This is a genomic window from Streptomyces sp. NPDC029164 (assembly GCF_055563995.1).
In genome coordinates, this window is sequence record NZ_JBVHWW010000026.1 from 37,755 (window position 1) to 55,869 (window position 18,115).

The 18,115-nt window shown below is 66.6% G+C and carries 7 protein-coding genes and 4 pseudogenes; 3 read left to right on the forward strand and 8 right to left on the reverse strand.

What is annotated here, in order from left to right; genetic code table 11:
• Positions 1–324 precede the first annotated feature (324 nt).
• Positions 325–1,540 (forward strand): annotated as a pseudogene (locus ACZ4VT_RS24375) (IS110 family RNA-guided transposase).
• 15 nt (positions 1,541–1,555) lie between these two features.
• On the opposite strand, the gene ACZ4VT_RS24380 reads toward ACZ4VT_RS24375, so the two are convergent.
• From ACZ4VT_RS24380 to ACZ4VT_RS24395, 4 genes are all read right to left on the reverse strand, one after another.
• On the reverse strand, positions 1,556–1,867 hold the full coding sequence (locus ACZ4VT_RS24380) for a hypothetical protein (protein ID WP_467952652.1): 312 nt from the start codon (positions 1,865–1,867) through the stop codon (positions 1,556–1,558).
• 247 nt (positions 1,868–2,114) lie between these two features.
• Entirely contained in the window at positions 2,115–2,948 is an 834-nt protein-coding gene (locus ACZ4VT_RS24385) for a hypothetical protein (RefSeq protein ID WP_467952654.1), read from the reverse strand.
• Positions 2,948–5,731, reverse strand: a complete 2,784-nt coding sequence (locus ACZ4VT_RS24390) for a CHAT domain-containing protein (protein ID WP_467952656.1) — start codon at positions 5,729–5,731, stop codon at positions 2,948–2,950. Before ACZ4VT_RS24390 ends, ACZ4VT_RS24385 begins: the two co-directional genes overlap by 1 nt.
• Positions 5,732–5,759: 28 nt before the next feature.
• Positions 5,760–6,665, reverse strand: coding sequence for a hypothetical protein (locus ACZ4VT_RS24395; RefSeq protein ID WP_467952658.1), 906 nt, complete (start codon positions 6,663–6,665; stop codon positions 5,760–5,762).
• Positions 6,666–6,894: 229 nt separating this feature from the next.
• Here ACZ4VT_RS24395 and ACZ4VT_RS24400 point away from each other — a divergent pair.
• A protein-coding gene (locus tag ACZ4VT_RS24400; protein ID WP_467952660.1) for an IS5 family transposase occupies positions 6,895–7,703 on the forward strand; the annotation gives its coding sequence in 2 pieces (ribosomal slippage) (positions 6,895–7,212 and positions 7,215–7,703; 807 coding nt in all).
• A gap of 133 nt (positions 7,704–7,836) precedes the next feature.
• Positions 7,837–7,989 carry a hypothetical protein gene (locus ACZ4VT_RS24405; protein ID WP_467952662.1) on the forward strand — a complete coding sequence of 51 codons (153 nt, stop codon included), beginning with the start codon at positions 7,837–7,839 and terminating at the stop codon, positions 7,987–7,989.
• 234 nt (positions 7,990–8,223) lie between these two features.
• On the opposite strand, the pseudogene ACZ4VT_RS24410 reads toward ACZ4VT_RS24405, so the two are convergent.
• The 4 genes and pseudogenes from ACZ4VT_RS24410 to ACZ4VT_RS24425 all read right to left on the reverse strand — a co-directional run bounded on the left by ACZ4VT_RS24410 (position 8,224) and on the right by ACZ4VT_RS24425 (position 17,935).
• Positions 8,224–9,040: pseudogene (locus ACZ4VT_RS24410) on the reverse strand (IS5 family transposase).
• A gap of 50 nt (positions 9,041–9,090) precedes the next feature.
• Positions 9,091–9,909 (reverse strand): annotated as a pseudogene (locus ACZ4VT_RS24415) (IS5 family transposase).
• 37 nt (positions 9,910–9,946) lie between these two features.
• Positions 9,947–10,278: pseudogene (locus ACZ4VT_RS24420) on the reverse strand (transposase); the annotation flags it as partial.
• A gap of 403 nt (positions 10,279–10,681) precedes the next feature.
• Positions 10,682–17,935, reverse strand: a complete 7,254-nt coding sequence (locus ACZ4VT_RS24425) for a polymorphic toxin-type HINT domain-containing protein (protein ID WP_467952664.1) — start codon at positions 17,933–17,935, stop codon at positions 10,682–10,684.
• Positions 17,936–18,115: the final 180 nt, after the last annotated feature.

Genomic DNA, 18,115 nt, shown 5'->3' on the forward strand with positions numbered 1-18,115 from the left:
CGGTACACGCCCCCGCGGTCGATCGCGACGAGCAAGGACCGCGTCGAGGGCCTCGCCCCCCCCGTTATGTTTTTTGCGGTCCTGCAATGGGGCCGCTGGCCTCCGGGCCCGGTATGACTGCGTCCCCTCTGTCGAACGAATGACCTGGGGGGTGGTGTCGCCGGGCCCGTGGGGTGCCGTCGGAGACGCTGATGAGAGACCCGGCCACCGCCCGGCCCGGCGCAATGCCGGGCACAGATGTGGGCGGCAGGTCTGCATAACGTGGATGCGCGAGCACGGTGCCACCGCCGAGGCCGGCACGGTCAACCACCCGGGAGGGATGCGATGTTAGACACTGGCGATGTGGGCGTCTTCCTGGGTATGGACGTCGGCAAGACGGCTCACCACGGCCACGGGCTGACGCCGGCGGGCAAGAAGGTCTTCGACAAGCCGATGCCCAACAGCGAACCGAAACTGCGGGCCGTCTTCGACAAGCTGATCGCGAAGTTCGGCACGGTGCTGGTGATCGTGGACCAGCCCGCCTCGATCGGGGCTCTGCCGCTGACCGTCGCCCGTGCCGTGGGCTGCGAGGTCGCCTATCTGCCCGGACTGTCGATGCGGCGGATCGCTGATCTGTATCCGGGCGAGGCGAAAACCGACGCGAAGGACGCGGCGGTGATCGCGGACGCCGCCCGGACGATGCCCCACACTCTGCGGTCACTGGAGCTGACCGACGAGATCACCGCCGAGCTCACGGTGCTGACCGGCTTCGACCAGGACCTCGCCACCGAAGCGACCCGCACCAGCAACCGGATACGCGGCCTGCTCACCCAGTTCCACCCGTCGCTGGAGCGTGTGCTCGGGCCCCGGCTGGACCACCCGGCCGTCACCTGGCTCCTCGAACGCTACGGATCCCCGGCCGCTCTGCGGAAAGCCGGCCGCCGCAGACTCGTCGAACTCATCCGCCCGAAAGCCCCTCGGATGGCCGCGCGGCTGATCGACGAGGTCTTCGACGCTCTCGACGAACAGACCGTCGTGGTCCCGGGAACGGGGACCCTCGACATCGTGATCCCGTCCCTGGCCGCCTCGCTCGCGGCGGTTCACGACCAGCGCCGGGCCTTGGAAGCCCAGATCAGCAGCCTGCATGGAGGCTCACCCTCTTCACCCGGTCCTGACCTCGATGCCGGGAGTCGGAGTCAGGACCGCCGCCGTCCTGCTGGTCACCGTTGGCGACGGCACCAGTTTTCCCAGCGCCGCCCACCTCGCCTCCTATGCCGGCCTCGCCCCGACGACGAAGTCGTCCGGGACCTCGATCCACGGCGAACACGCACCACGAGGCGGAAACCGGCAGCTCAAACGCGCCATGTTCCTCTCCGCCTTCGCCTGCATGAACGCCGACCCGGCCTCCCGCACCTACTACGACCGGCAAAGAGCCCGCGGCAAAACCCACACCCAGGCGCTCCTCCGCCTCGCCCGCCAACGCATCAGCGTCCTGTTCGCCATGCTCCGCGACGGCACCTTCTACGAGTCCAGAACCTCCACCATCACCCTCGCCGCATGACCACCCCAAACAGCCTCATACCCGCCACCACGTCCTTGACGAAAGACATAGAGACACCCCCCCCCACGCCGAGGAGAACTTCACCCCGGTCCACGGATGCTCCGGGCCGGCTGCGGTGAGGTGCTCGGCGACCTGCTGGGCCGCGTCCGGGTGCAGCGGTACCGTCCGGCCGACGGCGCGGAGGCGGCCGTGGTGGTCGTAGCGGCCAAGGACGAGGAGCTGGGGCCGGGCGAGGGTGCCGGTGATCGCGCCGATGATGGCCTCGGTGCTGTCGCGGCGTCTGATCTTGTACCAGGCTCTCGATCCGGGGAGGTAGCGCTGGTTCATTCCCTTGGATCTCTGGGAACGGAGGCTGCTGAAACATCGGGTGGACACGCGCCCCATGTTCTGCAGCCCACTCCTCGGCTGCCGATCTTTCCGGGCCAGGCGGAAGCGTCGCCACGTCCCTTGGGCCGGCGGGTGATCGACGGTCATGAGGTCGCTCGCCCAGAAGGTGCAAGCCGCCGGATGCCAGATCTGGGTTGGCAGTCCATGGCCCCGACGTGTGATCGTCAGGCAGAGGCCCCTGGCCGCTTCAGTTGCTGCGGCCCTCCAGCTCCCCGTCGACGCTGGGCTGGGGCGGGAACTCCAGTGCGGCGTCCGGGTCGTCGCGGGCTTCCTCAAGGATGTGCCGCGGGACCTCCCCGGGCCTGTCCGAAGCTGTTCGGAGCTGGGAGGTATCCCCGTACTCCGCCTCGATGCCGCGGAGGAACCTACGGCGCAGGCGCAGTACCCGGAAGAACGGAGTCATCGAATCGCCCAATAGTTCCATTGCGAGGCCCTTGGAACGAGCCACCTTCATCCCGGCCGCCAAGTCGGCAACCGCTAGGGCAGCAGGGCCGATGGAGGCTTTGGCGGCGAGTTCGACGGTGGAGCCCTTCGCGCCCCCGGCGAGCACGGTGCCGTGCTCTGCCGTGACGAGATGGCTTACTACACACCATTCCTTGGGCCAGGTGCCAGCCCAGTACCGATTGACCATCTCTGCGGCGAGAATGGGTTGGGAGGCCAGACGGCCTTCGGCGAGGCCTCGGTAGGCGACCAAGACCGAGCTCTCTCCGGTGAATTCGACGAGGGCGCCGGCCTGTTCGTCGGCGAGCGCCGTGAAAGCGCCACGGCCCTGACCTGCGATCTTGAAAGTGACATCGACCTGGCCCTTTGTGCGCCAGGACAGCTCGTCCCGCGTCACTGGAGTCACCGCCACTGACGTAATGCCGTTCTCCTCCAGGTTGCTGATCGGCACGAGGCTGCCCGCGCTCACTGTGCCGATCTCGCCCAGACTATGCCGGGTGGAAGGGTGCCACGTCACCCAGTACCCCTCACCCCACAGGCTGGACAGCTCGCGTACGAACGATCGCGCGATATCGGTCATCAGTCGACTCCGTAGTGCTGGAAGCAGTCGGTATAGATGCACGCACCGAATGGCGGGTCCCCGGGCGGCAGGTCGCCATGGCCGAGGCGCTTGGTCGCCTCAGCCCGGGACATTGCCGCCAACCGCGCTCGCGCGGTGGCGAGCGCGGTCGAAGGGGATGCGGTGTACGACGTGTAGAAGGTGTGCATGAGCAACGCTGCTGCTCCGTCGTGCGCCGGCCACAGTGAGGCCACTACATTGCGTGCCCCCGCGACCAGGAACGCCCCTGGAAGGCTGGTGAACTCACTGGCTGCATGCAGCCGGGGGAGTCCGGAATCACAAGCAGCAAGCACGACTAGGACACAATGCGGGAGGTGGAGTCGGCCCGTGATCTGTGCGGCGGTGAAGAGCTCCAGGCCGTCGGCATCTCGCAGTAGCGGCGCGGCAAGTGGGTCGCGTTCTCGGGCCGCCACTACTTCGAGCCCGGAGCGGTAGGCGCTCTCGCCGTTGAAATGACCGTGGCAGGCGAAGTGCACGCGGCCCGCTGCCGGAAGTGTGGCGATCAGGGCCTGCGCTTCAGGGGCACAGGGCTGATAGCCGAGGTCCGGGGGCAAGTCGTACGCCGCGTGGCGCAGGGTCCTCGACGGATCGGAGACGGAGATCCAGGGCCGGCGGCCTTCGCGTGGACGGGCCCGCAGCACGGGTAGTGCTCCCGGCGTGGGCAGGACGCTCACGGTGCAGCCGGGAAGGGGGGAGGCGAGCCGCCAGAAAGGGAGCTGGAAAAGTTCGTCTTCCGGTGTGATCAGGATCCGCATAAGCGGCCCCGGGCAGACCTCCCCGACCAGCTCGACGACGGCGGAGAACAGTGCCGTGTCGAGTGCGGCGACCGCCCCTTCAGCAGCGCTTGCAGCCTCCTCCTGGTCATCGGGATGCGCGGCCAGGTACTCCCTCCGGGTGCGCTGCAGGCGGCGCAGCAGCGCCTGTCGCTCCGCTTTCGACCAGCCGACGAGCCGGGCTGTCGTGCGTCCCTCGCTGGTGAGGCACGTGACGGCGACGCCCTCGGGCACAGTCAGGAGATCGACGAGGACTTCGCCAGAAGCGAGCGCTGTGGTCAGCTCGCCTACCGGAACGGGCGCGGAACTCACAGTGAGCTGGACCCCCGACCGGGCGGCCTGCTCCGTGAGGCCGGTCGCGCTGCGGTTCCGTTCGGCGATCGGCTCCGCCAGTTGCCTGTACTCGGCGGCGGCGAGCTGTACGGCCGCCTCGGCGGCACGCAGCTCAAGGACACCGCGGACCAGCAAGGGGTCGCCGTGGCCCTCGATGGCTGAGCCGACGCGCAGTGCCTCCGTCATCGTGGCGGCCCGTGCCCGCTGACCGATCTCAAGAAGAGTGTCCGGCCGAGGCTCGAGGCCGGCGGGGTCGGCCCCGGCCTCCACCATCCACCTGCCCGGGCGATAGCTCACACAAGTGGTGAGCACGGCCACGTCGTAGGCCTCGGCAAGGGCGACGCCGATGCTCTGCCGCAGCTCTGTCGAGACTGCCCGCTCACACAGCTGTTCGCCGAGCTCAAGGGCTGGCTGGACTTCGACGAGCGCTTCGTGGAGCCGTCTGCGGTCGGCCAGGGTACGCGCCAGATACGAACGGAACAAAATTTCGTGCAGGTGGTCCCCGTGTCGGTGGGTGGTGGCGATGGCGGCCCGGATGGACACCTCGGCCTGCTGGTGCTGGCCCGTACGGCCGAGGGCGATCGCGAGATTGATGCGCGCGTCTGCCTCGTAAGCGGGATCGTGAAGCCGGAGGGCCTCGGCGACACAGGCGCGCAGGAGAGGGATGGCCTCGGCGGCGAGCTCGGGATGACGCTGGACGAGCGCCGATGCGCGGTGCCAGACGGAGGCTTCGGACCCTCCTGTGGCGGCACCGTCGTCGTGTAGGTCATGGCTCCAGTGCCGGGCCCAATCGATGCGGCCCGCGGCCGTCGCCTCCGCAGCCGCCTGATCCATAATGCTCCGAGCCCGTATGTGCTCACCGATATGGCCCCAGGTGATCCCGATCTCGCTGAGCGCATACGCCGCCCATGCCGCGTCGTTACAGGCGAGTGCGAGTCGCCGTGCGTCCTCCAGCGCCGCCAGCGCCTCCTCGAACCGGCCGGCCTGACGAGCGATCACTCCGTGCCTGCGCGCGAACCCGGATGGGCTCTCCATCAGCAACGCATCCCGCACGTCGGAGACATCCCTGATCGGCCGTGCGGTCGCGATGATTCCCAAAGCGGCGTTCGCATGGCCCCGCCTGGCCGCTGCTTCGGCCTTGTCGAACAGGGCCATGCAAAGATCGCTCAAGCTTCCCTGCCGTTCCGCCTCAGCTACTACGGCCGCGACGTCCTGGTCGAACTCCTCGTATCTCCCGGTCCGACGAAGTACGTGGAGTCGAATTCGCCTGGTCAGTAGTCCCGCGCTAGAGTGTGCGTCGGTGTACTTCACGGCCTGGTCGAGGAAGTTGCGGGCAGGGTGGTAAGCACTGCGAACGATGAGTTCCGCAGCGCCCAGGACCAGCACGGCCGCCTGGAGGCTCGGATCAACGGGCACGGCTGCTCGCTCAGCCAGCTGTATCCCGGTCACCAGACGCATGACTGACGGTTCGGCATCCATAGCCTCTACGACCTCCCGCACCTGGGTGGTCCGCCTTGCGAAGAAGTCGGCGGCCGCGTCGGGCGGAATCGCCTGCAGGGATAGAGCCGCGCTCTCAGATGACACCCGGCCGTCGAACACCGCCGAGAGCACCAGCGCCACGTCGTTGCCGTCACCCATCTTCTCGTTACATCCCTTCCATCCCGGTTCACGAGCCCTGATCCGCGATGTGACCACCGATGGATGCGGCAGCGGCCGTGAACCCTTCCGGCAAAGACGCGAAGACCGATGCCCTGACTTCCTCTGGTCTGTCACCGAGCAACTGGGCTAGATCACTTATGCCGTTGATGGTGAGTGCGCCGCGGGCGAGGACGTGGTCGTTCATGAGGTTGAGGCTCTGGCCCGACCAGGCCGAAGGTGGTGCGAGGCAAGCGATCCAAATCCGCGTCATGGCGAACTTCGGATTCTGGCAGAAGTAGTAGGGCAGGTAGGGCAGTCGGTCGGCGAGTTTTGTCACGTAGGCCCGGACCTCGGGGAACTCCCAGACTTCCCGGGTATCAGACACCGGGACATCAAAGGTGATGACGAGGCGTCCCCGCATCTGCCTGAGCCTGGAGACCTCGTCGGGCCCACCGTCCAGTGAGTGGTGCGAATAGCGCACGACGAACGGGTAAATGTCGCAGGAAGCCAGCAGACCGGGCGCGACCGCCATCAGATCGGGCTGCCCGTCCTCGGCCTCCGGCTCGGGTGCCAGGGTGGATGCGGTCGGGGCGTTTACGCCCACGCTGCCAGCCTCGAATTCGTTCGCAACCCAGACCGCCAGGGTGTCGTCCTCGAACTCGTGCCGGTACGCCCATGCGATCAGCACGGCGAACTGTCCATAGGCATGCCACGTGCCGACCTGGGACACCGCCATGCCGGCGTAGGCACGGCACGCGGCAACGCATTTTTCCGGCTCAGCCGCTACGAATTCGCGCAGCTGGGCCATGTCAACCCTCAATTTGCCCTCGCCGGTGGAAACCGCAAGCCCCTCGAGCCTGGCCTGGAACGCGACAGCCGCCCGCTGCTCATCTCGCTCCGTGACGCCTTCCGGCTCTTCGCTGTTCTCGGGCATGGCCGCTCCTTGGACGCGTTGCCACCTCCAGAATGCGCCTGCTCCGGCAACGCAGCACGTTGGGATGAACATGATCGAGCTTGACGGATCAGCCTTTGGGGCGAGATGTTGGAACCACGAATGGGAACGACGACCGGCACTGCAATCACCGTTAGAGCTCGTAACAGGATCTTGATGAGATGTTCTGGTCGGCCGTGACCGGTGTGATGATTCGGCCGTTCGTGGTGGTGTGAGTACTCGGCCGTGGATCGTGGACGACGACTTGTGGGCACTGATCGAGCCGCTGCTGCCGCCCTGGCCGACGAGGTCACCGGGGCCTCGGCCGGTAGCTGACCGGCTGTGCCTGCAAGGCATCCTGTACGTGCTCTGCAACGACATCGCCTGGCAACTCCTGCCACCAGAGCTGGGATTCGGATCGGGACAGACCTGCTGGCGCAGACTGGAGCGGTGGCAGAAAGCCGGGGTCTTCGACCAGCTGCACCGTATCCTGCTCGCCGAACTGAACGCGGCCGGCCGCCTCGACTGGTCCAGGGCCCGCGTGGACGGATCCCACATCCGCGCGAAAAAGGGGGCGCCGACACCGGTCCGTTGCCGGTCGACCGGTGCAAGACGGCCAGCAAGCACCATCTGATCTGCGACGGACGTGGCACCCCGCTCAAAGTCATCACGACCGCGGCGAACGTCAACGACGTCGCCCAGACCCTCGCCTTGGTCGACGGCATCCCACCGGTGGCAGGTCGTCCCGGCCGGCCCCGCCGCAGGCCCGAGGCCCTGCTCGGAGACAAGGGCTACGACTCCAACCCCAACCGCGATGAACTGCGCAAACGCCGGATCCTGCCCGTCATCTCCCACAAAGGAGCCCCGAACATCAAGGACATCGGCAAGCTCCGCTACGTCGTCGAGCAGACCTTGGCCCTGCTCCACCAGTTCAAACGCCTCGCCGTCCGCTGGGAACGCCGCACCGAGCTCCACGACGCGTTCGTCTCCCTTGCCTGCAGCCCCATCTGCTGGCGACGCCTCAACAAGCCCGCATCATGATCGTGTTACGAGGTCTTAGGAACTGTCCGGCCGGTCGCGGCAAAGCGGCTCGAGCGGGAACGGAACTGATCCTTCCTTGGTCAGTGTGAGTGAAGTACCTCGGCGGTGGCTCCTTCGGGGTGGGCGGGCAGCCATGTGGCTCGCACCGCTCGCGGCCGTCATCGCACTGACGTTGCTGTACCGGTTCGGGATGGATTGGCCGTACCACCCACCCGGAGGCCAGTGCACGGAGGGCTATCCGCTCTTCCCGTTCACAGGCAAGACGGGCCTGCACTCCGCCAAGTAGTCGCTGCCGGGTCGAGCACGTGCGGATCAAGAAGCGGCGAGAGGCGAACGGTCATTAAAAGGGGTGCCCGTCACCGGTGTCCCGAAGGACGAGTCGTTCCGGCCAGGATCACCGTCAGTGACAGAGGCGAGAGCACGAGTGCCTGTACCGAGCTTGGTGTGGGCTCTCGTGCGCGAGGGCATGACGGAACTTCGCCCGGTACGACGCGAAGTCGCCGGAGGCTTAGACCGTGTCCTATGTGGTGAGGCGGACGAGTCGCTTGTAGCAGCAGATGGCTGCGGCGAGACCGAGAAAGGCCAGGTAGTTGCGTGGGTGTCGCTCGTAGCGGTGGTTGAGTCGGCGGTAGCCGGTCAGCCATGACATGGTCCGCTCGATCACCCATCGGCGCCGTCCGAGTCGTTCTGATGACTCGACGCCCTTGCGGGCGATGCGGACGCCGACCGTTTGCCGCGGAGCCATTTCCGCAGTTCAGGAATGTCGTAGGCCTTGTCGGCATGGAGGCGCTGAGGCTTGAAGTGGCGGCCGCGGTGGGGGTCGTGTCTCGTTTGGTGACCGAGCACCATGGGCTTCAGCGCTTGGCTGTCGTGGGTGTTGGCAGCCGAAACACCGACGAGGAGGGGCAGTCCGTTTGCGTCCGACAGGACGTGCATCTTGGAACCCGGCTTGCCCCGGTCCACGGGGCTCGGACCTGTGAGTTCGCCCCCTTTTTCGCCCTGACCTGGGCAGAATCGAGGACAGCTCGGGAGAGGTCGAGGAGGCCGGCGGCATCGAGGCGATGCAGGATCGCCTCGTGCGGCCGGCCCCAGACTCCGGCCCTCGACCAGATCAGGAACCGGCGGTGGGCCGTCGACTTCGATATCCCGAAGCACGGCGGCAGAGCTCGCCAGGCACAGCCGCTGACCAGGACATAGATGATCGCCGCGAACAGCGTCTCATCAGGCGTGTCCTGCGTCCCGCCGCCCTGCGGCCGTACCCGCGACGGCGGGATCAGCGGCTCCGCGATCTCCCACAACCCGTCCGGAACAATCCAACTCCATGTACCCCGCCCCATGCAAAGCTCAACGACGCCTCACCACATAGGACACGGTCTAAGACCGTGTCCTATGTGGTGAGGCGGACGAGTCGTTTGTAGCAGCAGAGGGCTGCGGCGAGGCCGAGAAAGGCCAGGTAGTTGCGGGGATGACGCTCGTAGCGGTGGTTGAGCCGGCGGTAGCCGGTCAGCCATGACATGGTCCGCTCGATCACCCATCGGCGCCGCCCGAGTCGTTCGCTGGACTCAACGCCCTTGCGCGCGATGCGGACGCCGATCCGTTTGCCGCGGAGCCATTTTCGCAGTTCAGGAATGTCGTAGGCCTTGTCGGCATGGAGGCGCCGGGGCTTGAAGTGGTGGCCGCGGTGAGGGTCGTGTCTCGTTTGGTGACCGAGCACCATGGGCTTTCAGGGCTTGGCTGTCGTGGGTGTTGGCGGCGGAGACGCCGACGAGTAGGGGCAGTCCGTTTGCGTCCGACAGGACGTGCATCTTGGAGCCCGGCTTGCCCCGGTCCACGGGGCTCGGACCTGTGAGTTCGCCCCTTTTTTAGCGCGGATGTGAGCGGAGTCGAGGACAGCTCGGGAGAGGTCGAGGAGGCTGGCGTCTCCCAGCCGGTGCAGGATCTCCTCGTGCAGTCGGCCCCAGACTCCGGCCCTCGACCAGATCAGGAACCTGCGGTGGGCCGTCGACTTCGATATCCCGAAGCACGGCGGCAGAGCCCGCCAGGCGCACCCGCTGACCAGCACGTAGATGATCGCTGCGAACAGCGTCTCATCAGGCGTGTCCTGCGTCCCGCCGCCCTGCGGCCGCACCCTCGACGGAGGGATCAACGGCTCCGCGATCTCCCACAACCCGTCGGGAACAATCCAACTCCACGTACCCCGCCCCATGCAGTGGTCAACGATGCCTCACCACATAGGACACGGTCTTAAGGGCCCCGGCAGCGTTCTGGTGAGCTCGGCAGGAGGTCGAGTCGACACTGACCATGCTTCAGTCGAGCCAGCAAGATCGGCGTCGGCCTGAACGGCACGCAGGATCCCGTTCCACGTCCCGTCCGCCGACCAGCGGCGATGTCGTTCGTAGACGGTCTTCAACTGCCAACGCTCAGGAAGGTCCCGCCACGGTATGCCGGTCCGGACTCGGGAAAGGATCCCGTAGATCACCTTGCGGTGATCGATCCAACGACCACCACGTCGTCCAACCGATGGCAGATGCGGCTGGCTACGCCTCTCCGACGAAACGCTGGCCGAGAGTTTCACAACGACGCGAGCGGCCCACCGGCTTCGCCGGCGGGCCGCTCTTGTCACTCCCAAACGAACCTGTTAGCGACCTCGGACTAGTCAGTCAAAGTATTCCGATAACGCACCCACAGGGTTTCGACCCAGGTGTTTGATCCTTCTGGCGGCTCAGAGGTCACCACTGATGTTGGGGAAGACTCCACCAGGTGCAGCAACGTCCACGCCAATCCGAAGCACTCGTCACTCCCGAAGCACTCGACAAGCAGTCGAGCTTCTTCATCGGTGACGGGCATTTGGATCGCGTGTAGCGCCAGCTCCATCGCATCGAACGCTTCGTCGCCCTCCTCCGAGTTGTTCTCCTCGGAGGGAAGTGGGCCCAATCGGACGAAGTTCTGAACCTCACTCCTGACTGTCACAGCAACCCCTACAAAAGATGCGGATAATTGGCTCGATAGTACTGCATCATGCCCGTGATTGCTCCATTGAAGTATCCGGGATCACCATGGTTCGCCTGCCCGATACTCCGAAGATTCAAGAAGTCCGCGGCAAGAACTTGCCGGAAGGATAGACCTGCATCTGTCCGCGCTGTTCGCCTTCCCGCACCGCCGTATGTTCGGGTCATCAGGTGATCAGCATGCGTCATCATGTGAGCCGCAAAGTCGCGGTAATTCGGAATGCGCCCCGAGGCGGCCTGCGGAATGTGGTTTGGAGTAAGCGCATCTCCCCTTCGCGCCCTGCCGTTTAGATCACCGAAGCGCCCCACTTCATGTTCCACAACTGCCATTCGCGGAGGCGCACCGTTTTCGCAACGGCAGGAATCTGCATGGGCAGGGTTGGAGCCACCGCAGTTATGGACAAGGACCGGAGAGGCCCCCGCCAGCACATAGTACGTGTGGAAGTCACCGACGGTGAGGTTGTGGGTGGTGACGGCGAGGGGGTAAGTGCGGGTGGTCTGAACGGTGAGAGTGGCGCCGTCGGGCTTGCGGAGCTGCTCCCCCGGGGTGAATTCGCCGGCGTCGATCCACTGGCGGCGGGTTTCGCTCCAGTGCGGGTGGTGGGAGGTTGAGGTGAGGGTGGCCGGCGGGCCGCGGGGGGTGGCGTCGTCGGTGAGGGTGAGGTCGGTGAATTCCTTGTCGTCGGGGGTGGTGATGGTGGCCGTGACCGTCTTGGGTGCGGTTTCGCCGGTCTGCGGGTCGGTGGCGAGGACCTTGTCGCCTACCTTGACGTCCTCGATGGCCTTGCTCGTTCCGTCGGCCATCTGGACGCGAGCGCCGGTGGGGAAGCTGTTCTGCTTGACGCACGCCGTCGCTCCGGATGCGGAGTCGCCCGAGCGCGCTTCCGCTCCTCCGCCGGTCGTCTCGGCGTCGGTGTCGGTTCTATTGGCCTTGGATTCCGTACCGGCGCTGTCTGTGGCCTTTTCAGTCGCCGCTTTCTCGTCAGCTGCCTTTCGGGCCTGGGATGCTGCTGCGGCTGCTTCGTCGTCGGCCTTTTTGGCTTTGGTGAAGGCGTTGAGAGCTGCAGAGGCCTTGTTCTCTGCGGCGTTGACGGCGTCATAGGCCTTGTTCAGCTCTTTGTAGATCTTGAAGGCCTTGATGCCGATCTTGATGGCCTTGGCGATCTTGCCCCAGGGGACGGCGTTGAGGGCGGTGTTGATGCAGGCCATGACGTCGCCCTTGGTGAAGCAGTCGCGGGCGTCGTTGTAGCCGATGAGGTCCAGGACCAGGTCGACCACGGCGTGCTTCAGCTCATCGCGGCGCTTCTTGGCCTTGGTGACACCGTCGTTCGCCTGGTTCAGTGCCGTCTGTGCAGATTTCGACGACGAGTTCCAGCCCCTGTCGCCTTCCTGCACGGTGTTCTTCAGATAGTGGGAGCTGTCGGCTTCGGTGTCGCCGAGGTAGCGCAGTCCACTGGGGTCGGACTTGTTGATCGGGTCGTTGTTGGAGTAGGCGTAGGCGTTCCACTGCTGTGGGTCGCCCGGTTCGATGATCGGGTCCGGGCTGATGAAGCGGCCGGTGGTGGGGTCGTATTCGCGGGCGCCGAGGAGGGTGAAGCCGGTGGCCTGTTCCTTGGTGCCGCCGACGAAGCCCTTGTCGCCGGCCCAGGTGCCGGGATTGGGCTGGGTGCCGCGTTCGTTGCCGAAGGGGTCGGCGGGGCGGCGGATGTGGTTCAGGTCGCTGGCATTGAACTGGACGCCGTTGGTGCCGTGGTGGTCGGAGGACTGGTAGGTGAGGTTGGACGTTCCCGCGGTGGTGGTACGGGTGATGGCCAGGCCGCCCGGTGCCGCGTAGGTGCGGACGTTGGAGACCTTGCCGGTGGCGGTGTCCAGGGTGATCTGGTCGGTGCCGAGGTTGAGGGTGGTCTTGCCTGGGTCGCGGCGGATGAGCTGGTTGCCGCCGGTGTCGTATAGGTAGCTGGTGCCGGCGCTCTCCCCGGTACCGGTGATCTTGTCGAGCTTGCCCTGGTCGTTCCACGTGAGGGACTTGGTGCCCGGCGTACTGGTGACGGAGGCGGTGTTGCCGCCGGCGTCGTAGGTGTACGAGGTGACCTTCGTACCGGTTGTGCTGGTCTCGGTCGACTTCATGAGGGCGTGCGGGCCGCCCGTGCCGCCGCCGGTCTTCGGGTCCGAAGACGGGATGTTAGGGCCGGTGCCGAAGATCTGGGTGACCGTCGTGTCCTTGGCCGTGTTGCCGGTGACGTCCTTCTTGACCAGCTTGGTGCGGTTGCCGATCTTGTCGTACTCGTACTGCTGCCAGTACGGGGCCGGCCCGCCAACGCTCGGCTTGCCCGTGCCGTCGACTGCGGGTGCTGTGCTGTTGGTACAGCCGCCGATGCCGCGGACGCTGGGCTGGGGTGCCGTCGTGGTGGTGCCGGTGTCGGTCCAGGCCTGGGTCAGGCGGCCCAGGTAGTCGTGGGTGAAGCACTGCAGGTCGCGGCTGGCGCCGTCCTGAGTGTTGCTGATCGAGGTCAGTTGCCCGACCCGGTTGTAGGTGTAGTCGACGACATCGACGCTGGCCCGGGTCGCGGTCTGCTTGTCCAGAGTGGAGCGAACAGGCTGGCCGGTTGCCTGGTCGTAGTCGATCGTGGAGACGACCTGCTTGCCGGTGCCGCCGACGGTGGTGCGGATGGCACGGCCGTAGGGGTCATAGCGCATGTCCACGACGTACGGCGTGACCACCGAGTTGATCGTGCCGTCGAGGAAGGTGAAGCTACCCGCGACGTTGTAGTTGAACGTCAGGGTTTCAGCGGCCAGACCGGCGGCCGTGATGGCCGGCAGGTCGGTCGTCTGAAGCTGCCCGTACTTGTCGTAGGTGTTCTTCGTTTCGTACGTACCGGCGAGCTGGTTCTCGGTGGCTGGGATGGTGACCTTGGTGCCGAGGGGCCGGTAGCCGTTGTCGTAGCCGGTGACCTCGGTCTTGTACGGGGTGCCGGATTTGCCGCCCACGTAGCGGGTGGTGGCGGCGGGCTTGCCCAGGGCCTTGGGCAGGGTGTCGTAGGTGAAGGCGCCGACCTGCTTGGCCGCGTCGACGGCCTTGCCCTCGTAAGTCGCGACGGTGCGGCCCAGGATGTCGCTGACCGTGGTTGCGCTCTTGCCGCGGGCGTCGGTGACGGTGACGAGGTTGTTGGGGTCGTCGTAGGCCGTGGTGGCAGTGCCCGAATCCGGGTCAGTGGTCTTCACCGTACGGCCGAGCAGGTCGTACTCGAAGGTCCACTCGTTGCCGGCGGAGTCCTTGCGCCGCAGCTCCTGGCCCTGGGTGTTGGACTCGTAGAGGGTCTCGTCGTAGGCGCCGGTGGGGGTGTTGCCCTTGTACTGGCGCAGGAGGGACGTGGTGCCGTTGGTGATGGTGGCTGTCGCGTAGCCGCCTGTCGGCGGGATCGAGCGGACCTCGTCGGCTCCGGGGTACTCGGTCTTCGAGCGCCACTGCTCGATGCCGTAGGACTGGAAGACGGACGCGGTGGGGCGGCCGAGGCCGTCGAAGACCGAGACGGTCTGGGCCGGGATCTTGCTGTCGGGGTTCACTCCGCCGTTGGGGAGGAACAGGGCGCCACCGGGGGCGGCCTGGTCGTTGTAGTAGGGGGCGCTGGTCTTGACCTGGCGGCCGTGGGAGTCGAACAGGGCGTCGGTGATCATCCGGCCGTAGACGCCGGAAGGCGTGTGGGCCTGGGTCTGGCGGACGCGGCCGAGGCCGTCGTAGATGGTGTAGCTGTTGATGTACGAGTTGTCGTTCATGAGCGTTTGGCTCAGAACCGTCGTCGGCGCATTGGCGCCGTTCATGCTGTACGAGAACTTGCGGACCGGGGGGTCGACGGTCCGGTCCTGCCCTGGCTGCCAGATGGTGGTGACCCTGCCGAGGGAGTCGTAGCCGCGTTCGGCGACGTGCCCGTTCTCGTCGGTGGTCTTCATCGGCAGCGCGCGGCCGGTGTCGAGGGTCGTGGTGGTCTTCCAACCGAGCGGGTTGGTGTGGGTGACCTCGTACGGCAATGCGTTGGGCAGGGACTTGTACTCGGTCTTGGTGACGGCGCCGTCCGGGTGGGCGGCGTCCTTGCGGAGCTTGTTGGTGCTGGTCGCCAGACGGCCATAGACGTCGTAGGCAGATGTGATGTTCAACCGGTAGACCGGCTGGCCGGCGGCGTCGTACTTCTCCAGGATCTCGGTGCCGGTCTGGTTGGCAGTCGTGCCCGCCTGGCCGAGGGGCTTGCCGTCGAAGTAGGCACGGGTGTCACCGACCGTGTTCGCGGCGGTGGGCGTCTGACCGCAACCGCCGGCGCCCTTGAGGACAAACGTGCGGGAGGCGAGCTCGGTGAGCGCGCCCGCAGGGCCGGCAGCGTACGTGAAGGTGGTGCACAGCCGCTGGTCGGGCCGGGACAGGTCGCTCTTGTCGTCGACCTGGAGCGGCCTGGAGAAAGCGGTGTCGTCGTAGGTGGAGGTGCGTTCGCTTACGCGCCAGGTGATGCCGTCGGCGAGCTTGGCGCGGCTGGTGACCTTGCCGGTGTTCATCACGCGGGCGGTGATGGGAGGCATGCCGCCGGACTGGGCGCGGGTGGCGGTGGGCTTCTCGCGGGTCGTGGGGGTGGAGACCTCGTCGGCGATGACGGTGCCGCCGTCACGGTCGTAGGTCTCGCTCTGGCGGACGAATCCGGAGAGGTGGTCCTCGTCCTTGATGGTGCCGCCGTGGGCGTCGGTGACGTTCACGGTGCGCTTGGTGCCGTTGGCGAGGATGTCGCCGTCCATGCCGCGCAGGAAAGTGGCGACGGACTTGGTGCGCGGGGCCTCGGCGCTGTTGCCGTTGCCGGTGCGGGTGGTGACCGTGGCGTAGCCGCGGAACTGGTCCCAGGTGCGGGTCTTGGCGTCGGTGAACTCGGAGTCGTTGCGGTGCCAGGCGATGCCGCCGCCGTATTCGTAGTCGGTGACGACGGTGGTCTGGCCGGCGACCATGTCCTGCTGGGTGACGGACTGGACGACGACCTTGTGGAACCAGTCGTCGACGGGGTCGGGGAAGGACTGGTCGGGCAGGTACCACTTGACCGGCATGCAGGCCATGGCGTTGGTGTCCGCGGCGGCGGGCATGGTGCCCTTGACGCGGGAGCACTCCGGGGCCTTGTAGACGACGTTGATCCGGCCACCGGTCTCGGTGGTGATCTCCTGGATGCGCGGCCGGTGGAACGGCGAGGTGGTGGCTTCGCTGCCGTCGGGGCGCTTGACCGGACCGTCAACGCGGTTGGGGATCTGCTTGGGCTGCCCGAAGGTCACGGGCGGTACGTCGAGCTTGGGTCGGGCGTTGGTCGCGCTGCGCTGGATGGACTCCAGCCACAGCGTCGGCGCACTTCCATCACCCGAGGGCTGAAGCCGCTGCTTGAGGTTGTAGGTGTCGATGTTTCGGTAGCCGCCGGTGCCGAGGACCTCGGTTTCGATCTTCGCCAGGCGCTTGGTGGAGAAGTAGGTCGGCGACAGGCTCAGGCACTGGCCCGATGCCGCGCATTCCTGGTCGACCGGGGTATCACCCCATGCTGTGGGGTTGGTCTTGCGCTTGGTGGGGTCGCACGCGTCGCCGGCTTCGAAGCAGCGGTCTTCGATGCCCAGCTTGATCTGGGCCGCGGTGTTGGCTGTGCCCTTGGCGGTGATCTGGTCGGGCAGGCGCTGGCCGTAGCCGATCCAGGTCGGGTAGGAGGCGCGCTGGTAGATGGTGGGGGTGCCGGTGCCGTTGTTCTGGCCGCCGCCGCGCGCGTAGTAGTTGTGCTCCTGGGCGTAGCGGTAGGAGGTCAGGTTCTGGTGGGGGTCGACGACGTAGTCGAGGTTCCACTGCCAGCCCAGCTGCTGCCAGGTGCCGTTGGCGGGGGTGGCCGCGCCCAGGCACTTGTCCTGGCCGCTGTTGAAGTAGACCGGGACGGTGGAGACGGAGTCGGCCTGCGGGTCGGTGCCGTCGCCGCCGGGCAGGCGGTTGGCGCCGAAGTAGTACTGGGTGCCGTCGGTCGTGGTGACCTTGAAGGCCTCGCCCTTCCAGGCCGAGTTCCGCTGGTCGGTCAGGCGCTCGATCTTCGTTCCGTCGTCACCCTGGAGGCGGTACTCGCAGGTGGTGTCGTCGCGGACGATCTGGCCGGCGTGTCCGGCCATCGAGAGGGAGAGGATGTCGCCGGCCCAGCACTCGTCGCCCGAGTCCTTGATGCCGGTGTCCTTGCAGCCCTTGTACGAGCGGGAGATCGAGCCGGGATGCCAGTCCCAGCCCTCACCGATCAGGCCGGCCTGCGCGTTCGTGGACGCGGTGCGGCCGTCGATCGAGGAGGAGTCATAGCCGAGCACGAGGCTCGGTGCCGCGCCGGCAATGGCCGACGGGATCTCGGCCGTGTAGCCGTACGTGAAGTTTCCCGCGTTTGCGCCAGCCTGCCACGACGCCGAGGGCAGGAGCGGCGTCGCCGAATAGTCACCGAGGTTGCTCGACGGGCCCGGCTCCATGGCCAGGGCGACGTTCTGAGGGGCCAGCATCTGCGGAGCCGCTGCGAGAGCTGCCTTGGCGTCGGTCTGCGCTGTCAGGCTGGACGCGTGCGCTGTCGGCCGCTTCGGCATGTCGATCTCGGCGACAAGACGGCCCGAGGCGTCCCGGTGTGTGCTGAGCGGCTTGCGGCTGGTGCAGCCCGCCGCGCCGGGTGTGGTCAGCGCACAGGTGGGCAGCTGGACCAAGCGGGCACGCTCGCCCCAGTTGGCGCCGCCGTTGGTCGCCCAGGCGGAAGCGTCGACGGCGAGCTCGACCTTGCCGGATGTGGCGGCCCCGACGGGTTCGGTGAGGGTGATCAGTGCACCGTTCACCCCGGCGGCGCGGGTCGTCTTCGCGTCCTTCACCTCGACGTTGACGCTGCCCGTGCTGGGCATGGCCGGCGAGGTAGCGAGTTCGGACAGTGGTTTTGCCGTCTTGCCGGGTGTGACCCAGACGGGCAGCTTGCCTGCCTGCCCGGCCTTCGACGGGTCGGCGGGACGGCCGGCCGGCTGGTTGCTGATCTCAACCCGGTTGGAACCGGTGGGCGTCTTCGATGCCTTGGCGGGCTTCCACGGCTTGCTGGTCGAGGTCTCCTTGGGGGCGTTTTTGGCGCTGGAACCCTTGACCGCCTTGGCGTTGGGCAGAGCCGTCTTCGGGGGCACCCACACCTTTGGCGGCTTGTCGGCCGCCTGGACCGCGGGAAGCCCCAAGCCCGATATGACAACAGCGAGTGCGGCGACTACCGCGACTCTCGCCCGGCCGCGCTGGGAACGCACGGCAAAGCCAACCCGATGAAACAAGAGAATCCCCCACAGAGCAAAAATGGACGAAACGGAACGGTTGTGTCCGAATCAGCCGCACTCTATGAAGGCTTTGTGTGAAAGGTAAGG

What these genes read in the sequence shown, in the direction of transcription:
- ACZ4VT_RS24380 (WP_467952652.1), bottom strand. Translation starts at nt 1,867, where the DNA reads ATGAACCAGCGCTACCTCCCCGGATCGAGAGCCTGGTACAAGATCAGA.
- ACZ4VT_RS24385 (WP_467952654.1), bottom strand. Translation starts at nt 2,948, where the DNA reads ATGACCGATATCGCGCGATCGTTCGTACGCGAGCTGTCCAGCCTGTGG.
- ACZ4VT_RS24390 (WP_467952656.1), bottom strand. Translation starts at nt 5,731, where the DNA reads ATGGGTGACGGCAACGACGTGGCGCTGGTGCTCTCGGCGGTGTTCGAC.
- ACZ4VT_RS24395 (WP_467952658.1), bottom strand. Translation starts at nt 6,665, where the DNA reads ATGCCCGAGAACAGCGAAGAGCCGGAAGGCGTCACGGAGCGAGATGAG.
- ACZ4VT_RS24405 (WP_467952662.1), top strand. Translation starts at nt 7,837, where the DNA reads ATGTGGCTCGCACCGCTCGCGGCCGTCATCGCACTGACGTTGCTGTAC.